The following is a 20,398-nucleotide window of genomic DNA, read 5'->3' on the forward strand; positions in this document are numbered from 1 at the left end:
CCTACGCCTGCGTCAGAATCCGCCGGCTTGTGCGCTGGAGTGCCCGTCTCTAAGGTGGCTCGGTCGCTGAATTGTTCAGTGATTCGGGTTTAGTAGCCTGAGCTTGGGTATCTATTAGTGCATGAGTTTCATCAATCAGACATTGCGTCTGTGCTTGATGGCGGCTGTGCGTAGGGCGTCTTCGGGCGCGCCGGCTTTAGATATCCACCGGTCTACTAACCTGCGTACAGCTGCCACCCACTGTTTAGTAGCGGAAAGGTGGTGGCATCACTCAGAGCGGGACGGTTACGCTGACGTTTTTCGCATGACGGGAAAAGCGAATGACAACGGTGTATCAGGGAAGCTGCTTATGCGCAGCCGTCACTTACGAGCTATCCGCCACGCCCAAGTCAGTGAGCCACTGCCATTGCCGCCAGTGCCGCAAAAGTCACGGGGCCGCATTCGCTTCTTACGGCAGTGTTCCCCGTGACGCACTACGGGTACTTTCCGGCGCCAACAGCATCAGAACCTACGCATCCTCAGAAACCGTGTTACGCGAATTTTGCTCGCATTGTGGCTCAACATTGTTCTGGTCACGATCTCAAGGCGAGTTTGCCGACTGGGTTTCGATAGCCCTGGGCACGCTCGACACACCCTTCATAGCTGAAAAGCAAAAACACATTCATGTCGACTCCGCAGTGCACTGGTGCGGCTGACTGCTTCGAGTCATTTCAGCTGGTTATAACAGGCTGAAACCGGCAAATAGCTGCCCGCCTCAGAAACCGCCAAGCCGCATGATATGAGTCGCCTGAGCCTCATCTGTGCGCTTGAAGCCACAGCGCTCATAAAAAGCGCTTGCTTCAGCCGTATCCGTGAAAAGACGCACGACCTGAAACCTGAGAGCGGCACGTTCAACAAGCGCCTTTACCAGCGTCTGTCCGACGTGTTGCCCCCTTGACGAAGCTGCGACGTACACCCGTCGCAGTCTGGCCACATTATTTTCAGCATAGGGATCAACAGAAAGACCGCCGATGCCTATCAGTTGCTGATTCAAATAGGCCGCCATCAGACACTCGCCGGGTGCATCAAAGCGGTTTGCTTCAGAGTGCCATTCGTTAATCAGACGAGTGAGGAACCTGAAACCCTCGCCAACGGCTTCCTTTTCCAGCGCTTGTATCTGGCGCGGAAGGTGGGTGATCCGTTGAACCTCATATCGTTTCATCCATCCCCGCCTCCAATATGAAACGCGTTCAATGCTAACAATTTCGTTTGAGGTGATGAACACTCCTGTAGGAGCGAGCTTGCTCGCGAAAAACCCAAACGATCACGCAGCGCCTGAAGGCAAAATCCGATTCCCCTGCCGCACCTTGCTCCATTGCCTACGCCTGCGTCAGAATCCGCCGGCTTGTGCACTGGAGTGGCCGTCTTTAAGGTGGCTCGGTCGCTGAATTGTTCAGTGATCGGGTTTAGTAGCCTGAGGGTTTATCCAAACAATGTGCACAAGTTTCATCGATCAGACATTGCGTCTGTGTTTGATGGTGGCTGTGCGCAGGGCACCTTCGGGTGCGCCGGCTTTGTTTGGATTCCCCGGTCTACTAACCTGCGCACAGCCGCCGCCCTTATGTTTAGTAGCTAAAGGATGGTGGCCTAAACGGGAATTCAAACATGCTCAAATCAGATTCAAGCGCCCTCTTCAACGTTGCCCCCAACGCCAGCAACGAAACCCTCATCACCAACAGCTACGAAACCTTCACCAGCGTCAGCACCCTGCTGCTCGACCTGTCCGAAGACCTCAACGGCAAACACCGCGACATCGCCCTGGCCATCCACCAACTGAGCGAACTGGGCGTACTCCTCACCGCCAGACTCCTTGACCGCGAAGCGCCCTGCCCTGGCTGATGATCAGCTCTTCAACTCATTAGCCCGATGACTCGCCGCGTCGTTGTAGGCCATATACAACGACTCGGCGAGTTGGCGCTTGATGACTTTGGTGGATTCAGCCTCGGCACAAAGCCATCTGCGATGACGAGAGCGGCGACTGCTTTCGGCCCAGAGTGTGTAAATACTTAGCAGGAACGTGCGGCACTGAGGTAAAGCTAGTCTGTAGGGCTCAAACCGAAGGGATGCCGTCGAATGACGGGATATTCTAGAACCAGTGTGCGTGCATTTTCGAAAGAAATTCAGGGGTAATCGGCAGACTGGATGCTGAACCGATGACCGAGTCGATCCCGCACTTCGGACACAGAGCGGTGCTATCTAGATCAACCCACTCAGTGATTTCTGAGGGCGAAAACACACCTAAGCAGTAAAAACAGCCACAGTGATCGCTTCCTTCAATTTGAGTACGGTGATTTGTAGAAAATAGGTGCGCTGAAATCACATCCATGGGCAGGTCCTTAAGCTCCAAATTTACTAGCATTACTTTCTTGCATCAGAGTACATCAAGAGTCTTCCAACGTTGCTACGATTGCCCAAAGTGATAACGGAGGATTGCCTATGAAACGTTTCATCCAAGGTGACTATCGCGGACAAAGCACCCTGCTTCCCGAAGCCTTGACGACTACGTCAGTGATACCAATCCGGTTCGCGTAGTCGACGTCTTTGTCGACGAACTCGACTTAGTCAATTTGGGGTTTGATAGCGCTATTCCTGCTGATACAGGCCGACCTGGTTATCACCCTGCGATCCTGCTGAAGATCTACATCTACGGCTATCTCAACCGAATTCAGTCGAGCCGGCGCTTGGAGCGAGAAGCCCAGCGTAACGTTGAATTGATGTGGCTGACCGGGCGTTTGATTCCAATCGAAAAGGGGACGGATTTATTTTCCTAGAAATAAATCCGTCCCCTTTTCCACTCGTCCCCTTTTCCACTCTTTTAGACAAGCAGAAACAAGTATTCAGCTTACTGTCTGTGAAGTGCAACCCGCAGCAGTCGGCCGCTGAGGCGCAGGCCGTCACGCATATTCAGCCCCATTAATGCGAGATTGGTGGCCCCTGCGATCAGTTCGATTACCTGTACGAGGTAAAAACGCGTATCGAAGCTTCCCGCCGACGCCCATTGGTTAAGCACAATGGCGCACGGCATCAGAACCAGCAGGCCATTGGCGGCAATGAATGGCATACGTTTCTTCTTCAAAGCGACCAGTCGTCCTTGTCGTTTCCGACTCATTAGCACTCCACTTGCACCGGTCGCAATCATTGTCGGTACCAGTATCCAAAGCCCGGGACTCACGATCAGGTGCTTGAGTGAGGCTATCGAGTGTCCGGATCCGATGAGCTCGACAAAAATAGTCGACAGAAAGAAGGTGGCTATGCACATCAGTGCCAGCGTGCTGGAGATCAAATGTAATCGTCTAAGCATTTATCTAATACCGTCAGACAGTTGGTTAATACTCAGGCCGTGCAGATATTCGACACCGCTACCTTGGTGAACAGATGCGGCATGGCCAAAGCACTTGAGGGATACCGCGCCAAGGCATTGGTGAATTCTGGATGATTGAAAGCATCGCGAAACCGCTCTACCGATTCCCATACGGCGTAATTCAAGAACATGTTGCTGCCACCGATGGCCTGATGGAGCTGCGTGGAAATGAAACCGGCACGTTGTTTCATCCAGTTGGCATCCAGCTCCCATGCGCAAAGGAGGTCAGGTATATCGTCTGCGTCGACAGTGAAGAGGTTGATCAATACCACTGGAGCTTCGCTGCAATGCAGCTGCTGAGTGATGGGCACGATCGGATCAAGGGGGCGAATAGAAAGCATGGCGACCTCTATATTGTAATCATGATGACAATTTGGGTTTCAAGTTCCAAACCTACTGCGATTGACATCATGGTGTCAACGTGGAAGGATTCGCGCTATGAAAAAGACAAACTACACCCCCCCAGGACGCGCCATGAGCGACCTGGTTCTTGAGATCTTTCGAGCAAGTGCGCGTCTGCTTACTGCAGGCGATCGACTCGTCGCAGAGCTAGGTCTGACAAGCGCCCGCTGGCAACTACTGGGTACTATTGTGTACGCCGAACGAGCACAACCGGTTTCATGGATTGCTCGCGACATGGGGGCAAATCGGCAAAACGTTCAGCGAATCGTTAACGATCTGGTGAAGGATGGACTGCTGGAGTTTCAGCCGAACCCACACCACCGCAGGGCGCAGTTGGTTGTCCTGACTGAAGCTGGAAGAGCAGCATTCGATCTGGCGATGAATCTTCAGACGCCCTGGATTAATGAGCTGGCGGAGGGGTTGGACATCGATGCTATCCAGACTACCCATCAGGTTCTAAACCACCTGCGCAATAGGCTTGAGGAAGACCAGGCCGACTGACTCGGCCAGCCCCGGCATAATCCAGCTTGTCAAAAGCTCAGGCAACAAAAGACCGGATCAGCTTGTAAACGGTGGTTCACGGACGTCCGCTTCTGGCCGATATCAGCCGGTCACGAGGGGCAGCCCTCGGCCAAAGGCAGGCATCCGGACAACCTGATTCCCAGGGTTAACCCCCCGGTATCTCATACACAACCGAATCATATTTCTCCGCCATCCGCCTCTCAATGACAACTCCCCCCAAAGCTTCGGCAATACGTCGACTCGCACGATTCTGCGTCGCAACAGGATAGATAAAGTACTTCGCCACCACCCACTGGCTAGCCCACTGAACAACCGCCCGCACCGCTTCACCACCAAACCCCAACCCATGTTTATCTTCACGAATCCAGACACCCAACTCCGGTGTTTCACTGCCGGTATGGTGCAGCCCGACCAAGCCGGCAAAACGAGCATTCACCCGCTCCCTGACCGTAAACACAATATCGCTGCCATCCGCTATCGCAGGCAGCCACCGCCCCCAGACTTGCGCGTACTCTTCTAGCGAGGCAGGCGGTTCCCAGGACATGTAGCGAGTCAGAGACGGTGTGATACAAGGGAAGGACTCAGCAGCGTCCTGCTCGCAGAAGGGCTCAATGCTAAGGCGTTGCGAGAGAATGCGGATTGGGTGGGTGTCCACTGGCATTGCAATTTCCTTCCTGGGGGCCGTTACTCCATGTATGCCGTGAACATACCATGCAGGTCGCCTCATCAGTATCAGGCTCTCTATACTGGGGCCCCAGGATGGTAGTTGGAGCACACAATATGCCCGTCGCACCCAATCAAAATTCCCCGATCATTTTGGTCCCAGTTCAACAAAGCGACTTGGATAATCTGGTAGCCATTCGAATTGAGGCCATGCGCGAAAGTCTGGAGCGTGTTGGGCGATTTGACCCAGTGCGTGCGCGGGAGCGGTTTCTTGGCGGCTTTGAAGCTCGCAATACACGCTATATCGAGGCAGCTGGAGAGCGGGTAGGTTTCGTAGTGGTCAAACATCACCCCAATGAACTCTTGCTCGACCACTTGTATGTCAGGCCGGGCGCGCAAGGGTCAGGGGTAGGGTCTGCTGTTCTCTCTCAGATTTTCAAAGAGGCGGATGCGGCTGCGCTTCCTATTAAAGTGGGGGCTCTCAAAGAAAGCGCTTCGAATCGCTTTTATACCCGCCATGGCTTCCAGTTCATCGAAAGCAGTGAATTCGACAATTATTATGTTCGTCAGCCTATTCCGGCGATTGGCGCTCATTCCGGAACCATGGGCTGACTTGTACTAGCCCTTCAGTTCACCAGCCCGATTGCTCGCCGCATTGTCATACGCCACATACAACGACTCTGCAATTTGGCTTTTGATCGCCTTGGTGGCCTCCAGCCCCAGCACAAAACCCTCGGCTTTACCGCCAGCACGGTTGAGTTCTTCATGGGTGGAGGCGCCAGTAATAGCGTCAAGCAGCTTGGCGGCGTGGGGGCCGACGCCTTTGGGGAGGGAGATCTGGTCGATGGACATTATCGCTACCTTGAAAAATTGAGTTCGGGAGCGAGTGGAACCACTGCCGGGGCTGGCATGGTAGACCTGTTTGCAGTGAAAGGGGTCGCTTTACGCGCAGCGGCGCTATTCTTTGCGGCTATGCAGTCAGATTGGGGCATTGATAAATCTGGAGGGGTTTATGGAGTATTGCGTTGAGGGCTACTACCTTCGGCCATTGTGCTGCGATGATTTCGAGAAGGTCAGCCGTTACGAACGCGTCAATCGCAGGCATCTGCAACCCTGGGAGCCGCTCAGGGACGAGGAATACTTCACCACTGGCAACGCCAAGGCCAGGGTGGAGCAGCAGGTCAACAATATGCAGGCTGGCAACGCTCTGTGTTTCCTCTTGCTTGAATCCGAAAGCGGAGAAGTTCTAGCGCGGTGTAACTACACGAACATTGTGAGAGGCGTTTTTCAGGCCTGTCATCTCGGCTTCTCGTTGGCGGAATCTGCCCAGGGCCGTGGCCTGATGAAAAGAACACTTCAGGTCACTAACCGTCATTGCTTTGAGCAGTTGGGGCTTCACCGGATCATGGCCAATCATTTACCCCGCAATGTGCGAAGTGAACGCCTTCTGGAGTCGCTGGGGTTTGAGAAGGAAGGACATGCGCGAGCCTATCTGAAGATTGCTGGCGTTTGGGAGGACCATACGTTGAGATCGTTGATCAACCCTGAAGAATAAGCGCACCACCCACCCTACTCAGGAAAAAGCTGATGTCTACCGAGCCCCTCTGCCTGGTTTTTGTCCCCGCCCTTGCCGCCGTGCTGACGGCCGCCGAATCGAAAAAAGGCGCCCCCCTAAACGAAGTCGAAGTCTGCGATCTCCGCGACCAGGCCACCTGCATTGCGGTAACCTTCTCCACCGCGCTGGCGATGGAACAAGAACGGGGTTACCCGGATATCGTTGCCGAGGATTGCTGGAATGAATGGCAACGGTTGCGTCCCTCGCTTCAATCGCGCCCGCTCTGATCAGCATAGGTATCCAGACAACTCTGTAGCGCTCAACGGTAACCACGATGCGAAGCGAGTCGCTCTTGATCTTGATCTGCTTTTGATCTTGATCTCAGGCGCCCCGTTAAACCACGCTGGCCGAACGCAGGCTTGAATTCGTGGGTAACCCGGCAGGACGCCGGGTTAGCCGCCCCGCGCCATGGATGGCGCGTGGCGGCGGCCCACGGATTCAAGACTGTGTTCGGGCACACCGAGCCTAGGCGAGGTGCCGAGTGGTGGGGCAAGAGCGTTTTGCTTACTTTTGCGCTTTTCAAAAGTGAGCCGCTGTCAGAGCGGAACCCTAGGTGGCCGTTACCGCAGGAATGGATATGTACACGGTCCAACTGTGTTGACTGTTAGGCCGTCTTCGCAGGCAAGCCAGCTCCCACATTTGGATTTCGGAGCGTCAGATGGACATGCATCGGCTGTCAGGCCGTCACGGGAGCAAGCTCCCTCGCCACAGATTTAGCGTCGTGCCGAAGTTGTGTAGATACCTATGCTCTGATCAGCCTCTCGCCTGACACCCCAACCCACTCCCAGAATTCACGGATTTCCCTTATGCCGCCTGCCTCACGCGACCACGCCCGTATCGAACGCCGTCTCATTGCAGCCCTGACCGACGCCTGCGAGATCGCAAAGGTCGAAATCCCGGGCTTCGACTGGTTGACCCACACAGTCGACTACCGCGCCTTCCCCCAAAGCCTGCGGGTGATCTGGGTATTCGACAGCCTTGCGAGCAAGGCTCACGCCCTCGCAACCGGGGCAGACGCCCGTATGCGCGAGCTGACCACCGCCGCGCTGGATGACGCTGACGTGCACGTCCCGAACATCGCCCGCTGCGTCAGTTTCGACTCCGAAGAGGAATGCCACCTTCGGCATAGCGGCGATTGGCGTCGGCGGCTAGCTACTCTCCGGGCGATCTGAATCGCGCCACGGGTTGTTGAGCAGGGGGAACATCGCTACCCCACCTTGCACGTCAACCAAGCCCCCCAGAAAAGGCTGCTGAAGAAACGGGTCGCATCGCCAAACCCGGCGTCGTGCAACAGTTTCTGAACCGCCGCTTCGGAATGTGGAGGGTCGGCGCCTTGAAGGATTTTTCCGAGCTTGGCCTTCACTTCGTCCGGGGTGGCGCCATGCTGACGCCACCGTTGGCCCCATGCCGCCAGCAGCAACGGCTGGCTGGCATACGCATAATGATTGCCCGCGACGATCAGCGGTGCCCCCGGTTTCAGGTGCGCCCGAATCGATCGCAGTATCCGGTCCTTGGCGTCGTCACCCTCCAGATGGTGGAGCACACCGATCAAGGTGGCGGCGTCGTATGACGCGTCTGCTGGCAGGTCTTCGAGCTGCCCGAGATGCAGGGTGGTTCTATCAAGCAAGTGGTTGGCTTCCAACTGCTGCCTTGCCGCGTCCAGCATCGGCTGGGAGGGATCAACCGCCATAAAACGCCAGCCCGGTTCAAGGCTGGCCATGGCGATGATCTCTTGCGCCGTACCGCCGGCGCCGACCACAAGTACCTTGGCCGAAGGGGTATCGCCAAGGCTTGCCGCCAGCATGCACGCTGCCAGGTCCTGGCACGCGTCATAGCCCGCCAACGCGATACGGCTTTGTCGTGCGTACTCGTTGGCTCTTGAGGTATCGAATTTGTCAGCAGGGTTGGGTGAGGATGAGTTCAAGGCGGTTCTCCGTGGCCTTGACGCAAATTACGTTAACCGTGGCAGCAAGAAAAATTCATTAATGTTATGTGCTGCATTCCCATGGGGAATGCGGGGGCGTGCGAGTGGAGGGGTTGCAGGATCGTACAAGCCTCTGACCTGTCGCCCGGATAGTCTGGCCTTCTCACCGACAGGAAGGCTCAGCATGACTCACCTACAGCAACCCGTCCAACCGATAAACCTCGCGCACAAAGCCTCGCTCATCGATCAGCAATGGAGCCCAAGAGTGGTTGCCGAAATGAACGACTACCAGTTCAAGGTGGTGCGCATCGAGGGCGAATTCATCTGGCACTCACACCCGGAAACCGATGAGGCCTTCCTGGTGCTCGAAGGCACGCTGCGTATCGACCTGCCGGGTGGCCCGGTGTATGTGAAGCCGGGTGAGTTGTATGTGGTGCCGCGTGGCATTGAGCACAGGACCGCCGCCGAAGGAGAAGCCAGGCTGATGATGATCGAGCCAAGGGGCATCTTGAACACCGGACACGAAGGCGGAGAGCGGACGGCAGTCAACGATCAGTGGATTTGAGCGCAAGCGTACGCTGCTTAGCGCTGTACAACCCTCAACCAAAACCCATAAGATGAGAAGAGTTATCATTTAAGCCAAGCGAATCTCACATGTTCAACGACAGCACCGCCTCGCCGGTCGAGCAGTTGTATACCCGCCACCGCACTTGGTTGCGGGGCTGGTTGCATCGACGTCTGGGGCACCGTGCCGATGCCGAGGACCTGGCCCACGACACCTTCGTGCGCGTGTTGTGCTCGCGCCAGGAGGTGGGCGAGCTGCGCCAGCCCATGGCGTTTCTGGCCAAGATTGCCAATGATTTGCTGATAAATCGCTGGCGGCGTCAGGCGATTGAACGCGCTTACCTGGAGGCACTGGCCGCTCGGCCCGAAGCGTTGGAGCCTTCGCCGGAGGAGCGGCTGCTGACCATCGAGACCCTGCTGCAACTCGACTCATTGCTGGTGGGGCTGTCGATGCCGGTGCGGCGGATTTTCTTTTTGTCCCAGCTCGACGGCTTGACCTACCCACAAATCGCCGCGCAGTTGAACCTCAGTGTGGCTCAGGTGCAGCGGGCCATGGGCAAGGCGTTCAGCGTGTGTTACGCGAGTCGTTTTGAATGAGCCTGCCGGTTGATCCGCAGGTCCGCGACAGCGCCATCGACTGGCTGGTCAAAAGCCAATCCGGGCTTATGAACGCTGCCGATTGTTTGGCTTTGCAGCAATGGCGCCAGGCCAAGACCGAACATGAATACGCCTGGCAACGTGTCAGCAGCTTGCCGTTGTCGTTGCAGCCGGGGGCGGCGCTGTTGGCGGATGCCACCACGCGGCGGGCGCTGGAAGCTGCCGGGAATGATCCACAGCAGCGCCGCCAAGTGCTCAAGGCCCTGCTCGCTGTCGGCCTGCTCGGCGGGCTGTCGTGGCAGGGTGCGCAGTCCACCGTGGTACGTTCGGCGTTGGCCACTTATAGCACCAGCACCGGCGAGCGGCGCCAGTGGCGGTTGGCGGACGGCAGTACGCTGTGGCTGAACACCGCCAGCGCGGTCAACCTGGACTTCAATGCCGCACAGCGCAGTGTGCAGTTGGTCGAAGGCGAGATGGCCCTGGACGCGCCCGTCGAATCGCGAGCGCTACAACTGCTGACACCCGACGCGACACTGCACAGCCAGGGCGCCCATCTGCTGGTGCGCCACGACCGCCAGAGCACTCAGGTGACGGTCCTGCGCGGCTTGGTGCAGGTGCATGCGCGAGGCCACCAACTGCCCCTGCGGCTGGACGCAGGTTGGCGCACCCAGGTGGACAGTCAGGGGATGGCCGCGCCGGTCCCTACCGATGGGTTCATCGCCCAAGCCTGGCTGCGGGGTTTGCTGCCCGCCGAACGCATGCGCCTGGACACGCTGCTGGCCGAACTCTCGCGCTATCGCCCAGGGATTTTGCGCTGTGGCGAAACCGTTGCAGGCTTGCGCGTTACCGGCAGTTTCCAGCTCGATGATACCGATGCAGCCCTGGCCCTGCTCGCCCAAGCGCTGCCGGTGCGCATTGAGCGGCGCACGCGCTATTGGGTGACCGTGGTGCCAGCCTGAAAATATTTTTGTCATACAGCGCAGTTTTTTCCACGTCGCTTGGCCTATGGGAATAACCCATCGAAACAGGTGGGCCTTCACCCTCAGGAGCCCTGCATGACCTCCCCCCTCCATGTTCTGCGCAGCCGCACGCTCGGCCTGCTGTTTCTTGGCTTGCAACCGCTGTACGGCGCGGCGGTGTTGGCAGCCGATGAGCGCCAGCACTTCAACATCGACGCCGGTACGCTGGACCAGGTGCTCTCGCGCTTCGGCGTACAGGCGGGCATCAGCATGGCGGGGCGCGCCACGCTGACTGCCGGCAAGAGCAGCCAGGGCCTGACCGGCGACTTCACCACCGAAGCAGCGTTGACACGGCTGCTGGAAGGCACGCGCTTGAGTTATCAGCGCCTGGCCGATGGCAGCTACGAGCTGTACCCGGGCGGCACGGCCCTTGCGCTGCCCACGCAGAAAGTCATCGGCGAAGACCCACGAAAACAGCAGGTGTATTCGGCGCCGCGTTCCTCCGTGTATATCTCCGGTGAGGACATGCAACGCTTCGGCGTGATCTCCGCCGGCGACCTGCTCAAAGGCCAGCCCGGCGTGCAGGTGGGCGACAGCCGCAACGGCGGCGGTTTGGATGTGAACATCCGCGGCATCCAGGGCCAGAGCCGCGTGGCGGTTACGGTGGATGGCGCGCAGCAAGCGCTGGATGTGTATCGCGGCTATGCCGGCACCCAACAGCGCAGTTACATCGACCCGGATTTGATCAGCGACGTGACCATCGACAAGGGCCCCAGCGTTGACTCCAGCGCCATCGGCGGCACGGTTAAAATGCGCACCCTGGGGGTTGAAGACATTCTGCGCGATGGGCAAAACATCGGCCTGCGCCTCAAGGGCGAGGCGTGGAACAACGGCGTTGCGCCCGCCTACCGCGACGGTCACTCATTCGAGGGCAGCCTGTACGCCGAACCGCACCGAAACCGTGGCGGGTTGTTCGGCTCCCAAGCCGAATCCGGCAGCGCCGCGTTTGCCTACACCCATGACCTGTTCGATGTGGTCGCAGCCTACGCTCACCGCAATCAAGGCAACTATTTTGCCGGCAAAAAGGGCCAGGATCGCTACCGTACCTACGACCGCTATGGCGACGAAGAAAGCACGGTGGCCAGCACTTATAACGCCGGCGAAGAAGTACTCAATTCGTCGGCCGAGACTGAATCCTGGTTGCTCAAGACCACCATCCGCCCCACCGACGAACACACCTTCGACCTCGGTTACCAGCGCTACAACGGGCACATCGGCGAGATCATGCCGTCGGATATTTTTCGGTTCGGCACCGGCGGCATCTACCAGTATCCGCTGGGCCATACCCGGATCGACACCTATACCGCGCGCTACCATTACCTGCCCACCAACAACCCACTGGTGGACCTTACCACCAGCCTGTGGATGACCGATGCGCAAACCAGCCAACTGACTTCAGTGCTCGCGCCCGCTTCCCAAGCCTACCGTTCGGACCGCAACTGGAGCCGCCAAGCCAACCGTCGCATCGGCGGTGACCTGGCCAATACCTCACGGTTCACCAGCGACTATGGTGACCTCAAGCTGGACTTGGGCGGTGGCTTCCAGGTCGAAGAGCTGCGCCCGCAAAAAGGCGTGGTCACTACCCAGCACGACATCAACGCCAACCGCAGTTTGCGCGATGGTTCACGCCAGGAATTCAACCTCAACGGCAAGCTCGAATACCAACCCGTGGACCGCCTGACACTATGGGGCGGTGGCCGCTATACCTATTACCGCACACAAGACCATGTGCCGCTTTCAACGGCGCGCCGGGAAGAGCGCCCGTTGCGCTACGTGTCAGCCACGAACGCCGGGGCCTACGGCAACATGCTCTGGTTCCCCGACACGAACGGGGACTACACCGACGCTACCGACCCGCGCCTGAACAACGGCATCGTTTTCAGTAACAGCAACTACCCATTTGAGGGCCCGCGCTATAACGATTTCGGGGCCACGGATACCACGGTGTATGAGCCCCAAGTGGGCGAAGTGGTCAGCGGTTATGACTACTCCGGAAAAAACCGCAACAGCGGCGGTGCGTTTGCGCCTGCCTTCGGCATCAATCTGGAGGTGGCGCCCGACACCTTCGTCTACGCCTCTTACACCCAGGGCCTGCGGATGCCGTCGCTGTTCGAGACCAGCCAGGGCGTATTACAAACTCTACCCGGCAAAGGCTTGAAGCCCGAGCGTTCGAGCAACTGGGAAATCGGCGCCAGCACCCTCCAAAAAGGCCTGTTTGTGGCTGACGATGAGGCGGCGATCAAACTGGCGTACTTCAACAACACGATCAAAAACTACATCACCCGTTACTACGACCCCAGCCCCGGCCTGATGGGCCAGATGCAATTCAGCAACACCGACAGCTTCAAGACCAGCGGCCTGGAGTTGCAGTCCCATTACGATGCCGGCCGTGTGTTTGCCGACCTGTCATCCACCTACTACCTCAAGACCCAAACCTGCGACTCGGCGTTCGCCGCTCGCCTGCGTGCCAGCAGCAACCGCTATCGCGACACCAGCCAGACGCCCAACTGCACGCCCGGCAGTTTCATGGGCTCCTACACCAACACCCAGAACCCGCCACGCTTTGCCGCCAACCTGACCACCGGCCTGCGCTTTTTCGACCAGTCGCTGACGGTCGGCACGCGCATCACCTACACCTCCGGCCCCACGGTGACCGCCGATAAACCCTGGCAGACAGGCGCCACCACGCCGCAATTGGTCTATCGCGAAGTGACGCTGGTGGACTTGTTCCTCAACTACAAATTGCAGGACCACACCCAACTGAATGTCTCGCTGCAAAACCTCACCGACCGCTACTACCTGGACCCGCTGGCGCAAAGCTTTATGCCGGCACCGGGCCGAACCCTCAGGGTGGGTCTACAGACGAAGTTCTGACAGGGGCAAGCACAACTCTCGAAAGGCACACATTCCAACTGTGGGAGCTGTCGAGCCCCGGCGAGGCTGCGATGGCGGCGGCACAGGCGAAATCCTCGTCGCCTGAACCACCGCTTTCGCAGCCTCGCTAAAGCTCGACAGCTCCCACAGGGATTCGGCGGTGCAGGGTTCAACCCAGTTGGCAGGGCCATCGCGCCAAGCACAACTCCCGACAACAACACCGCCCAAATGTGGGAGCTGTCGAGTCCCGGCGAGGCTGCGATGGCGGCGGCACAGGCGAAATCCTCGTCGCCTGAACCACCGCTTTCGCAGCCTCGCTGAAGCTCGACAGCTCCCACAGGGGATCGGCGGTGCTGGGTTGATCTCGGTTCACAGGGCTATCCCGCCAAGCACAACTCCCGAGAACAACACCGCCCAAATGTGGGAGCTGTCGAGCCCCGGCGAGGCTGCGATGGCGGCGGCACAGGCGAAATCTTCATCGTCTGAACCACCGCTTTCGCAGCCTCGCTAAAGCTCGACAGCTCCCACAGGGGATCGGCGGTGCTGGGTTGATCTCGGTTCACAGGGCTATCCCGCCAAGCACAACTCCCGAGAACAACACCGCCCAAATGTGGGAGCTGTCGAGCCCCGGCGAGGCTGCGATGGCGGCGGCACAGGCGAAATCCTCATCGTCTGAACCACCGCTTTCGCAGCCTCGCTAAAGCTCGACAGCTCCCACAGGGGTTCGGCGGTGCAGGGTTCAACCCAGTTGGCAGGGCCATCGCGCCAAGCACAACTCCCGACAACAACACCGCCCACAAAGAATCGGCAATGTCAGGCTTGTTCCACCACAACCGGCTTAATTGCCCGGTTGTGCTGGCGCGACGTGACCAGGCCGATGAAGGAAATCACCAACGCCAGGCCAATGGTCGAGGACACTTCGGTGCGGTGCTCGGGCGTCACCATCATCACTCCCAGGGCCAGGCAGATGAACACGATCACCAGGTAAGTCAGCCACGGAAACAGCCACATGCGAAACGTCAACTCGACGTTTTGCCGAAGCAGCAAGCGACGCATACGCAGTTGCGAGATCGCGATCACCAAGTACACCAACAACGCGATGGCCCCGGAGCTGGCGAGCAGGAACTGGAACAGACCCGCGGGCATGAAGTAGCTCAGCAACGTGACGCCCGCACCGATGATGGTGCTGGCAATCACCGCCGCCCGGGGCACGCCCGCCTTTGAGGTGATTTTAAGGACCGATGGCGCATCCCCGCGTTTGCCCAGGGAAAACAACATGCGCGAGGAAATGTAGATCGAGGAGTTCATGCAACTGGCTACCGCGATCAACACCACCACATCGACCATGAATTTGGCGTTGGGGATGTTCATAATTTCCAGTGCACGCTGATAGGAACCCACGGACGCCAGCAGCGGGTCGTTCCAGGGCACCACGGAAATCACGATGGAGATCGACAACAGGTAGAACACGCCGATGCGCCAGATCACCGAGCGGGTGGCCTTGGCGATGTTCTGCGCCGGGTTGCTCGATTCGGCTGCGGCAATGGTCACCGCCTCAGTGCCGATGAAGCTGAACATGATGGTAATGAACGCGCCCACCACTGCCGACAGGCCGTTGGGGGCAAACCCGCCGTGTTCTTCCATCAAGCGGCTCAAGCCGCTGGCTTCGCGATCCGGGATCCAGCCCATAAGTACGCTGAAGCCCAGGCCGATAAAGCCGACGATGGCAATCACCTTGGCCATGGCGAACCAGAACTCGAATTCGCCGTATTTGGCCACGCTGAACAGATTGGTGATCACCAGCAACACGATTGAGACCAAGGCGAACAGCCACGCATCGACCTGAGGGAACCACTGGTTGAGCACATGCCCGGCGGCCAAGGCTTCGATGGGAATGACCAGCACCCAGAACCACCAGTACAACCAGCCAATGGTAAAACCCGCCCAGGGGCCAATGGCCTGGTCGGCGTAGGTGGAAAACGAGCCGGTGTCGGGGCGCGCCACCGCCATCTCCCCCAGCATGCGCATGACCAGCACCACCAGCAGGCCGGAAAACAGATAAGCCAGTAAAACCGCCGGTCCCGCGGCGGCGATGGCGTGTCCGGAGCCGACAAACAACCCCGCACCGATGATGCCGGCGATGGACAACATGGTCACGTGACGCGGCTTGAAACCCTGCGCCAGCTGACCGTTGGAATCGTTGCAGTTGAGGCTAGTCATTGTTTTTGTTGTTCTCGGGCGGCCAATGACCCTCACCTTAAGTGCCCGAGGCCAGGCGCAAGTAGCCTGGTTACGCCACCATCGTGTCTGATATCGACATGGGGAATGGTGGCACCCTGAAGTAACGGGCGGCGCGCCCTACTCTTGCGCGCTGCGTATCAACGACCCGAACAGCTCGCCACGCGGCATCTTGCTCAGCTCGATATCGGCATTTTCGAACCACTCCCGCCCAGCTTCCGGGTGCGGCCCGCTCAGCACCACCACGCCACGTTCGTAGGTGTACCGCGCCGCCGCCACATCGCCATTGTGGTAGGTCGCGATGACCTTGTAGGGCGCAGCGGCGCTGGCTTTGGGAAAATACGGGCCGTCCTGGTAGAACACAGAGTCAGGCTGCCCGTCCCACGTCACCCGCACGGCGGCGTCGTCAATGCCGGCCACTTCAAAACCGGGACGGCCGGCTTCGGTATCAAGCGCCTGAGGGATCAGGCCGAGGTTGTTGTCGTCGGCCAGGTAGGCGCCCATGCACAGGCCCAGGTAGCGACCGCCCTTGGCAACGTAATCGCGGATGGCTTCGGCACGCTCATCGCCCAGGCTGTCGAGGGCGGCCGGGATGTCCTGGCCGCCACCGGGTTGCACGTAGAGGTCATAGCGCGCGAGATTTTTTGGCGTGATGTCGACGGGTTCATCGGCACCGACGAAGTCGATCCGGTAATTGGGGTTCAGGCGCTGCAGGGCGGTTTTCACGTTTTCCGAGCAATCCGGGCAGCCTGCCGGGCCACGGTAGATGGCGACATGGGTGATGGGGCCTGCGCCGTGCACGGGTAACGGGTGCAGCGTAGCAACGGCGAGAAACGTGGCAGCGAGGGCAGGCAGTTTCATGGGGCAGGCTCAACGCTCAGTTGAATGGGTTTGATCCAGTGATCGCAGCGCCAAGCCTATAACGATGAGCCTTTTGAATTCGTGAAGAGTTGTAAATCCACGTCGGCCATTCACCCACTCCCCAGCATCTGCCATAACGACGCGCCCACGCCGGTAATGCTCTCGCCAGCGATCAGCCCAGCCGCTGCCGTGATCGCAAAGCGCTGCGTCAAGCTCGGCCAGCGACAGCTCACGGCCCAGGTCATGATCGCGCCCAGGGCCATCATCAGCGACACCGACGCAGGCAAGACAAAAGCCAGTCCCAGGGCTGCCGCACTTGGCAGATAGCGGGCGCGATGGGTGGGTAATGTGCTGTCGAGTATGCCCAGCAGCACACCGAACAAGCTTGCAATGCCGATGGCCCAGCGGATGCTGGGGGACAGTGAATCCAAACCGTGGGTCAGGGTTTGGGCCACGGCTTTCCAGGTGGCGACGGCCGGGGCCGGCCATTGTTCGGTGAGCAGCATGGTTTGAGGGTCAGGGATCAACGCCAGGTACGCGAATACGCCGACGATGCTGCCGACAAAAATCCCGAGGATCTGGGCGATCACTTGCTTGTGCGGCGTCGCGCCAATCGCTTTGCCCACCTTGAAGTCGTTCATCAGGTCCGTGCACTGCCCCGCCGAACCGCCGGCGGTGTTGGCGCTCATCAGGTTGATCGGCACCTGGCCCGGCGCAACGATGCCAAAACTCAGCTGGGACAGTTGCCCGATGGCGCCAATCGGCGGAATACCGGTTGCCCCCACCACCCGCGCTGCCACGGCAGCCAGGCAGATCGCCAGGGGAATGGTCAGCAGCGCCATGCCCAGGTTGATACCGAACAACAGCGCTTGCAGGCTCACCACCAGCGCGATCGCCAAGGCAAACCCCGCGGCAGGCCCGGGCTTGGGAACCGCCCACGGCGTGCCGCCAGACGCCCGGGTCGAGCGATGCAATGCCCACAGGCGAATCGCCAGGGACGCCAGGGTGGAACACACCATCAGGCTCACCCCAGGCCACAGCAGCCATTCCACCAGCGCGGCAAATTGCGGACCGTTGCTGTCGGCGGGCAGGCTCACCAACCCGTTGGCCAACAGCCACGGCCCCAGCCCGCCCCATGCCAGCAGGGCGCCGAGCAACAGGGTCAGGCCTACGCGAATGCCGATGATGCCGCCGAACCCCAGCAATAGCATGGAGGGGTCGGCGGTGAAGGTCAGGCGCTCCAACTGGGCGTTCGGCGACCAGCGCGGGAAGGCCCACATGAAGGTATCCACCCACTTGACCAGCCCGGACAACAGCGCCGCGCCGAGCAGCACTTTCAAGCGCGTGGCGGCTTCGCGGCCATGATTGTAGATGTGCAGCAGGGTTTCCAGGGTGGCCATGCCTTCGGGAAACTTCAGTGCCTTGTCATTGAGCAATGACGGCCGCAGGTACCACGCGATCCAGATCCCCAGGAAACTTACCGAAAACACCCAGGCAATCATCGGCAGCGCTGCCAGTTGGTTACCCGTGAGCAGGGTATACGCCGGGATGGGCGCGACCAGCCCGCCGGAAATGATCGACGCCGCGGCAGAGGCCACGGTCTGGTTGATATTGCTCTCGTGCAGGGTCCACGGCAGGTGTTCACCGGAACGCTTGGCCAGGCCCTGCCAGAGGCCATAGCCGATCAGCAAGGCGATGATCGACATATTGAACGACCAGCCGATCTTCAAGCCTGCGTACACGTTGGAAGGGGTCAGCAGGATACCCAGCACGATCCCGGTGATGACCGCCCGCAGGCTCAGTTCGCGCTCTACAGGCGCGATTGACGAGGTGGAGTGCATGCAGATTCCTTTCGAGAAAAGCCAGTGCCACCTTTTAAGTGAGCGCTGGGAGACTCGAAGGTTCATCTGCCGAAGCGAGTTGTAAAACCGGGAAGGGGCAAGCCCTGTTCGCCATCTGTAGGAGCGAGCTTGCTCGCGAAAAAACCACAGGCGCCGCGCCTATTCAGGCAGCACGCGTTATCGTTGACGTTTTTCGCGAGCAAGCTCGCTCCTACAGCGCCCACACAAGCCTGGTTATTTGGCGAACGCGTATTCCCCGCCCCGCTCCACCGCCTTGCGGTATGCCGGCCGCGCCTGGAGCTTTTGCAGCCACGCCGCCAGGTTCGGATACGCCTGCAATTTACCCTGGGCCTGGGCGACTTCACCAATAAAGCTCATCTGGATATCCGCACCGCTGAGTTCGTCGCCCACCAGGTACGGCGTGCGCCCCAGCACATCATTCAGGTAGCCCAGGTAGTTGGCCAGTTCCGATTCGATCCGCGGATGCAGCGGTGCACCCGCTTCACCCAGGCGTCCGACGTAGAGGTTGAGCATCAGCGGCAGCATGGCCGAGCCTTCGGCAAAATGCAGCCATTGCACATAGCTGTCGTAGGCGTCGGTGGCCGGGTCGGGTTGCAGTTGGCCGTTGCCGTGGCGGCGGATGAGGTAGTCGATGATCGCAGCAGATTCGATCAGCACGCGGGAACCGTCTTCGATCACCGGGGATTTGCCCAGGGGGTGGATGGCCTTGAGTTCAGGCGGCGCCAGGTTGGTCTTGGCGTCACGCTGGTAGCGCTTGATGTCGTAGGGCAGGCCCAGTTCTTCAAGTATCCAGAGAATGCGTTGTGAGCGAGAATTGTTGAGGTGATGGACAGTGATCATAGCGGACAGCTCCGTTAGGGATAAGCAGAAGACTACACGTCGGAGGTGAAGTGCCCTGAATGTTGTTCGCCTAAAGAGCAAATCACGTAATATCGCTCAAGGCTCGACTGTTCCACAGCAAAGGACTGCACATGCAACGCATCGTGATACTGGGTAACGCAGGCAGTGGCAAATCAACCCTGGCCCGCGACCTTGGCAGGCGCCTGAATTTATCCGTAGTGCATCTGGACAGATTGTTCTGGGAGCCTAATTGGGTGGAGGCCGACAATGAGGTCTTCCGCGCGCGGGTCCGGCAAGCGGTTGCATCGGACCGATGGGTCTGTGAAGGCAATTACGCCCGACGGACTTTCGATCTACGCCTGCCGCGCGCAGACCTCATCATATGGCTCGACATACCTCGCACCACCTGCTTGCGACGAGTGCTTATGCGCAGCTTGCTGGACCGGCCGCGTACAGATAAGCCCGCAGGCTGCAAGGAGAAACTGGACAGGGAGTTTCTGAACTTCCTGAGCTTTTGCTGGAACTACGATCGGGTGAGCCGACCTGGCATTGAAGCGGCGCGCATGAACATCGGGCCGCAGATTCCAGTGATTCACTTGCGCAACGCACAGGAAGTAGACGAGTTCCTGAAATGCGCAGATCAACCCTGTGGGTTCACCCGCATGTACTGACTGAAATTATTGATGTGATCATCCAGGTTATCCTCAAGCATCATCCGGTACTGGTCGCAGAAATACTTCAACATCGCTTCCCGCGCATCCGCCATTTCGGCGCCGGACTTGAAGTTTCGCGCACTGGCCCAGGCATTGAAGCGTGTGGTGCCGAACATCATTGACGCGCTGACCTCGCCGAGACTTTCGCAGGTCTTGAGCTGTTCGTTGGACAGTTCGATATGGGCGTCTGCCCGGTCGTAGAAGGCTTGGTCCGTGGTGTCGGCCATGGCGGGTTCCTGGTGAGCTGATGATGCGGCTATTGGAGCATATCCGGGGATCACAGTTCTAATGTGGGAGATGTCGC

Annotated in this window: 23 protein-coding genes and 1 pseudogene; 13 read left to right on the forward strand and 11 right to left on the reverse strand. The window is 59.0% G+C overall.

The window, feature by feature from the left end:
* Window positions 1–320 precede the first annotated feature (320 nt).
* Complete coding sequence (locus ODQ19_RS13795) at window positions 321–695, forward strand: GFA family protein (protein WP_248128655.1); 375 nt, start codon at window positions 321–323, stop codon at window positions 693–695.
* A 59-nt stretch (window positions 696–754) separates the two neighbouring features.
* Here the strand turns inward: ODQ19_RS13795 and ODQ19_RS13800 are convergent, their stop codons facing one another.
* Entirely contained in the window at window positions 755–1,201 is a 447-nt protein-coding gene (locus tag ODQ19_RS13800; protein ID WP_330210320.1) for a GNAT family N-acetyltransferase, read from the reverse strand.
* Between the two features lie 443 nt (window positions 1,202–1,644).
* On the opposite strand from ODQ19_RS13800, the gene ODQ19_RS13805 reads away from it, so the two are divergent.
* Both ODQ19_RS13805 and ODQ19_RS13810 read left to right on the forward strand, forming a co-directional pair.
* Entirely contained in the window at window positions 1,645–1,878 is a 234-nt protein-coding gene (locus tag ODQ19_RS13805) for a DUF6124 family protein (RefSeq protein WP_034136022.1), read from the forward strand.
* A gap of 597 nt (window positions 1,879–2,475) precedes the next feature.
* Window positions 2,476–2,780: pseudogene (locus ODQ19_RS13810) on the forward strand (transposase); the annotation flags it as partial.
* Between the two features lie 101 nt (window positions 2,781–2,881).
* Here the strand turns inward: ODQ19_RS13810 and ODQ19_RS13815 are convergent.
* Both ODQ19_RS13815 and ODQ19_RS13820 read right to left on the reverse strand, forming a co-directional pair.
* The gene (locus tag ODQ19_RS13815) at window positions 2,882–3,340 is read right to left on the reverse strand and encodes a hypothetical protein (protein WP_330210321.1); all 459 of its coding nucleotides are present in this window, start codon (window positions 3,338–3,340) and stop codon (window positions 2,882–2,884) included.
* A 32-nt stretch (window positions 3,341–3,372) separates the two neighbouring features.
* On the reverse strand, window positions 3,373–3,741 hold the full coding sequence (locus tag ODQ19_RS13820) for an antibiotic biosynthesis monooxygenase family protein (RefSeq protein WP_005789817.1): 369 nt from the start codon (window positions 3,739–3,741) through the stop codon (window positions 3,373–3,375).
* A gap of 133 nt (window positions 3,742–3,874) precedes the next feature.
* Between ODQ19_RS13820 and ODQ19_RS13825 the strand changes: the two genes are divergently transcribed.
* Window positions 3,875–4,303 carry a MarR family winged helix-turn-helix transcriptional regulator gene (locus ODQ19_RS13825; RefSeq protein ID WP_248128864.1) on the forward strand — a complete coding sequence of 143 codons (429 nt, stop codon included), beginning with the start codon at window positions 3,875–3,877 and terminating at the stop codon, window positions 4,301–4,303.
* Window positions 4,304–4,469: 166 nt separating this feature from the next.
* Here the strand turns inward: ODQ19_RS13825 and ODQ19_RS13830 are convergent, their stop codons facing one another.
* Complete coding sequence (locus ODQ19_RS13830) at window positions 4,470–4,985, reverse strand: GNAT family N-acetyltransferase (protein ID WP_330210322.1); 516 nt, start codon at window positions 4,983–4,985, stop codon at window positions 4,470–4,472.
* A 119-nt stretch (window positions 4,986–5,104) separates the two neighbouring features.
* Here ODQ19_RS13830 and ODQ19_RS13835 point away from each other — a divergent pair, with 119 nt between their 5' ends.
* Window positions 5,105–5,599: a GNAT family N-acetyltransferase gene (locus ODQ19_RS13835; RefSeq protein WP_330210323.1), complete on the forward strand. Its 495-nt coding sequence runs from the start codon at window positions 5,105–5,107 to the stop codon at window positions 5,597–5,599.
* Between the two features lie 6 nt (window positions 5,600–5,605).
* Here the strand turns inward: ODQ19_RS13835 and ODQ19_RS13840 are convergent, their stop codons facing one another.
* The gene (locus ODQ19_RS13840) at window positions 5,606–5,839 is read right to left on the reverse strand and encodes a hypothetical protein (RefSeq protein ID WP_330210324.1); all 234 of its coding nucleotides are present in this window, start codon (window positions 5,837–5,839) and stop codon (window positions 5,606–5,608) included.
* A 160-nt stretch (window positions 5,840–5,999) separates the two neighbouring features.
* On the opposite strand from ODQ19_RS13840, the gene ODQ19_RS13845 reads away from it, so the two are divergent.
* The 3 genes from ODQ19_RS13845 to ODQ19_RS13855 all read left to right on the forward strand — a co-directional run bounded on the left by ODQ19_RS13845 (window position 6,000) and on the right by ODQ19_RS13855 (window position 7,774).
* Window positions 6,000–6,542: a GNAT family N-acetyltransferase gene (locus tag ODQ19_RS13845; RefSeq protein WP_330210325.1), complete on the forward strand. Its 543-nt coding sequence runs from the start codon at window positions 6,000–6,002 to the stop codon at window positions 6,540–6,542.
* Window positions 6,543–6,574: 32 nt separating this feature from the next.
* A complete protein-coding gene (locus tag ODQ19_RS13850) occupies window positions 6,575–6,829 on the forward strand; it encodes a hypothetical protein (protein WP_330210326.1) in 255 nt (84 codons plus the stop codon).
* Window positions 6,830–7,408: 579 nt separating this feature from the next.
* Entirely contained in the window at window positions 7,409–7,774 is a 366-nt protein-coding gene (locus tag ODQ19_RS13855; RefSeq protein ID WP_330210327.1) for a hypothetical protein, read from the forward strand.
* 35 nt (window positions 7,775–7,809) lie between these two features.
* Here the strand turns inward: ODQ19_RS13855 and ODQ19_RS13860 are convergent, their stop codons facing one another.
* The gene (locus ODQ19_RS13860) at window positions 7,810–8,526 is read right to left on the reverse strand and encodes a class I SAM-dependent methyltransferase (RefSeq protein WP_330210328.1); all 717 of its coding nucleotides are present in this window, start codon (window positions 8,524–8,526) and stop codon (window positions 7,810–7,812) included.
* Window positions 8,527–8,710: 184 nt separating this feature from the next.
* Between ODQ19_RS13860 and ODQ19_RS13865 the strand changes: the two genes are divergently transcribed.
* The 4 genes from ODQ19_RS13865 (at window position 8,711) to ODQ19_RS13880 (ending at window position 13,580) form a co-directional block, all read left to right on the forward strand.
* Window positions 8,711–9,091, forward strand: coding sequence for a cupin domain-containing protein (locus ODQ19_RS13865; protein WP_330210329.1), 381 nt, complete (start codon window positions 8,711–8,713; stop codon window positions 9,089–9,091).
* Between the two features lie 89 nt (window positions 9,092–9,180).
* Complete coding sequence (locus tag ODQ19_RS13870) at window positions 9,181–9,687, forward strand: sigma-70 family RNA polymerase sigma factor (RefSeq protein ID WP_060767271.1); 507 nt, start codon at window positions 9,181–9,183, stop codon at window positions 9,685–9,687.
* Complete coding sequence (locus ODQ19_RS13875; RefSeq protein WP_330210330.1) at window positions 9,684–10,646, forward strand: FecR domain-containing protein; 963 nt, start codon at window positions 9,684–9,686, stop codon at window positions 10,644–10,646. The genes ODQ19_RS13870 and ODQ19_RS13875 overlap by 4 nt, the downstream gene beginning before the upstream one ends.
* A 96-nt stretch (window positions 10,647–10,742) precedes the next feature.
* Window positions 10,743–13,580 carry a TonB-dependent receptor gene (locus ODQ19_RS13880; protein WP_330210331.1) on the forward strand — a complete coding sequence of 946 codons (2,838 nt, stop codon included), beginning with the start codon at window positions 10,743–10,745 and terminating at the stop codon, window positions 13,578–13,580.
* Between the two features lie 813 nt (window positions 13,581–14,393).
* Here the strand turns inward: ODQ19_RS13880 and ODQ19_RS13885 are convergent.
* The 4 genes from ODQ19_RS13885 to ODQ19_RS13900 all read right to left on the reverse strand — a co-directional run bounded on the left by ODQ19_RS13885 (window position 14,394) and on the right by ODQ19_RS13900 (window position 19,381).
* A complete protein-coding gene (locus tag ODQ19_RS13885) occupies window positions 14,394–15,800 on the reverse strand; it encodes an amino acid permease (protein WP_330210332.1) in 1,407 nt (468 codons plus the stop codon).
* Between the two features lie 138 nt (window positions 15,801–15,938).
* Complete coding sequence (locus ODQ19_RS13890) at window positions 15,939–16,679, reverse strand: BPL-N domain-containing protein (RefSeq protein ID WP_330210333.1); 741 nt, start codon at window positions 16,677–16,679, stop codon at window positions 15,939–15,941.
* Between the two features lie 110 nt (window positions 16,680–16,789).
* Window positions 16,790–18,520: an OPT family oligopeptide transporter gene (locus tag ODQ19_RS13895; protein WP_330210334.1), complete on the reverse strand. Its 1,731-nt coding sequence runs from the start codon at window positions 18,518–18,520 to the stop codon at window positions 16,790–16,792.
* 234 nt (window positions 18,521–18,754) lie between these two features.
* The gene (locus ODQ19_RS13900; RefSeq protein WP_330210335.1) at window positions 18,755–19,381 is read right to left on the reverse strand and encodes a glutathione S-transferase family protein; all 627 of its coding nucleotides are present in this window, start codon (window positions 19,379–19,381) and stop codon (window positions 18,755–18,757) included.
* Window positions 19,382–19,512: 131 nt separating this feature from the next.
* On the opposite strand from ODQ19_RS13900, the gene ODQ19_RS13905 reads away from it, so the two are divergent.
* Window positions 19,513–20,052 (forward strand): AAA family ATPase, encoded by a 540-nt coding sequence (locus ODQ19_RS13905; protein ID WP_330210336.1) that lies wholly within the window; start codon window positions 19,513–19,515, stop codon window positions 20,050–20,052.
* Here the strand turns inward: ODQ19_RS13905 and ODQ19_RS13910 are convergent.
* Window positions 20,022–20,321, reverse strand: coding sequence for a DUF3144 domain-containing protein (locus ODQ19_RS13910; RefSeq protein ID WP_034136037.1), 300 nt, complete (start codon window positions 20,319–20,321; stop codon window positions 20,022–20,024). The two genes, ODQ19_RS13905 and ODQ19_RS13910, sit on opposite strands and share 31 nt — an antisense overlap.
* Window positions 20,322–20,398 lie beyond the last annotated feature (77 nt).

This window comes from Pseudomonas sp. AM4(2022) (assembly GCF_036346515.1).
Lineage (GTDB): Bacteria > Pseudomonadota > Gammaproteobacteria > Pseudomonadales > Pseudomonadaceae > Aquipseudomonas > Aquipseudomonas paracarnis.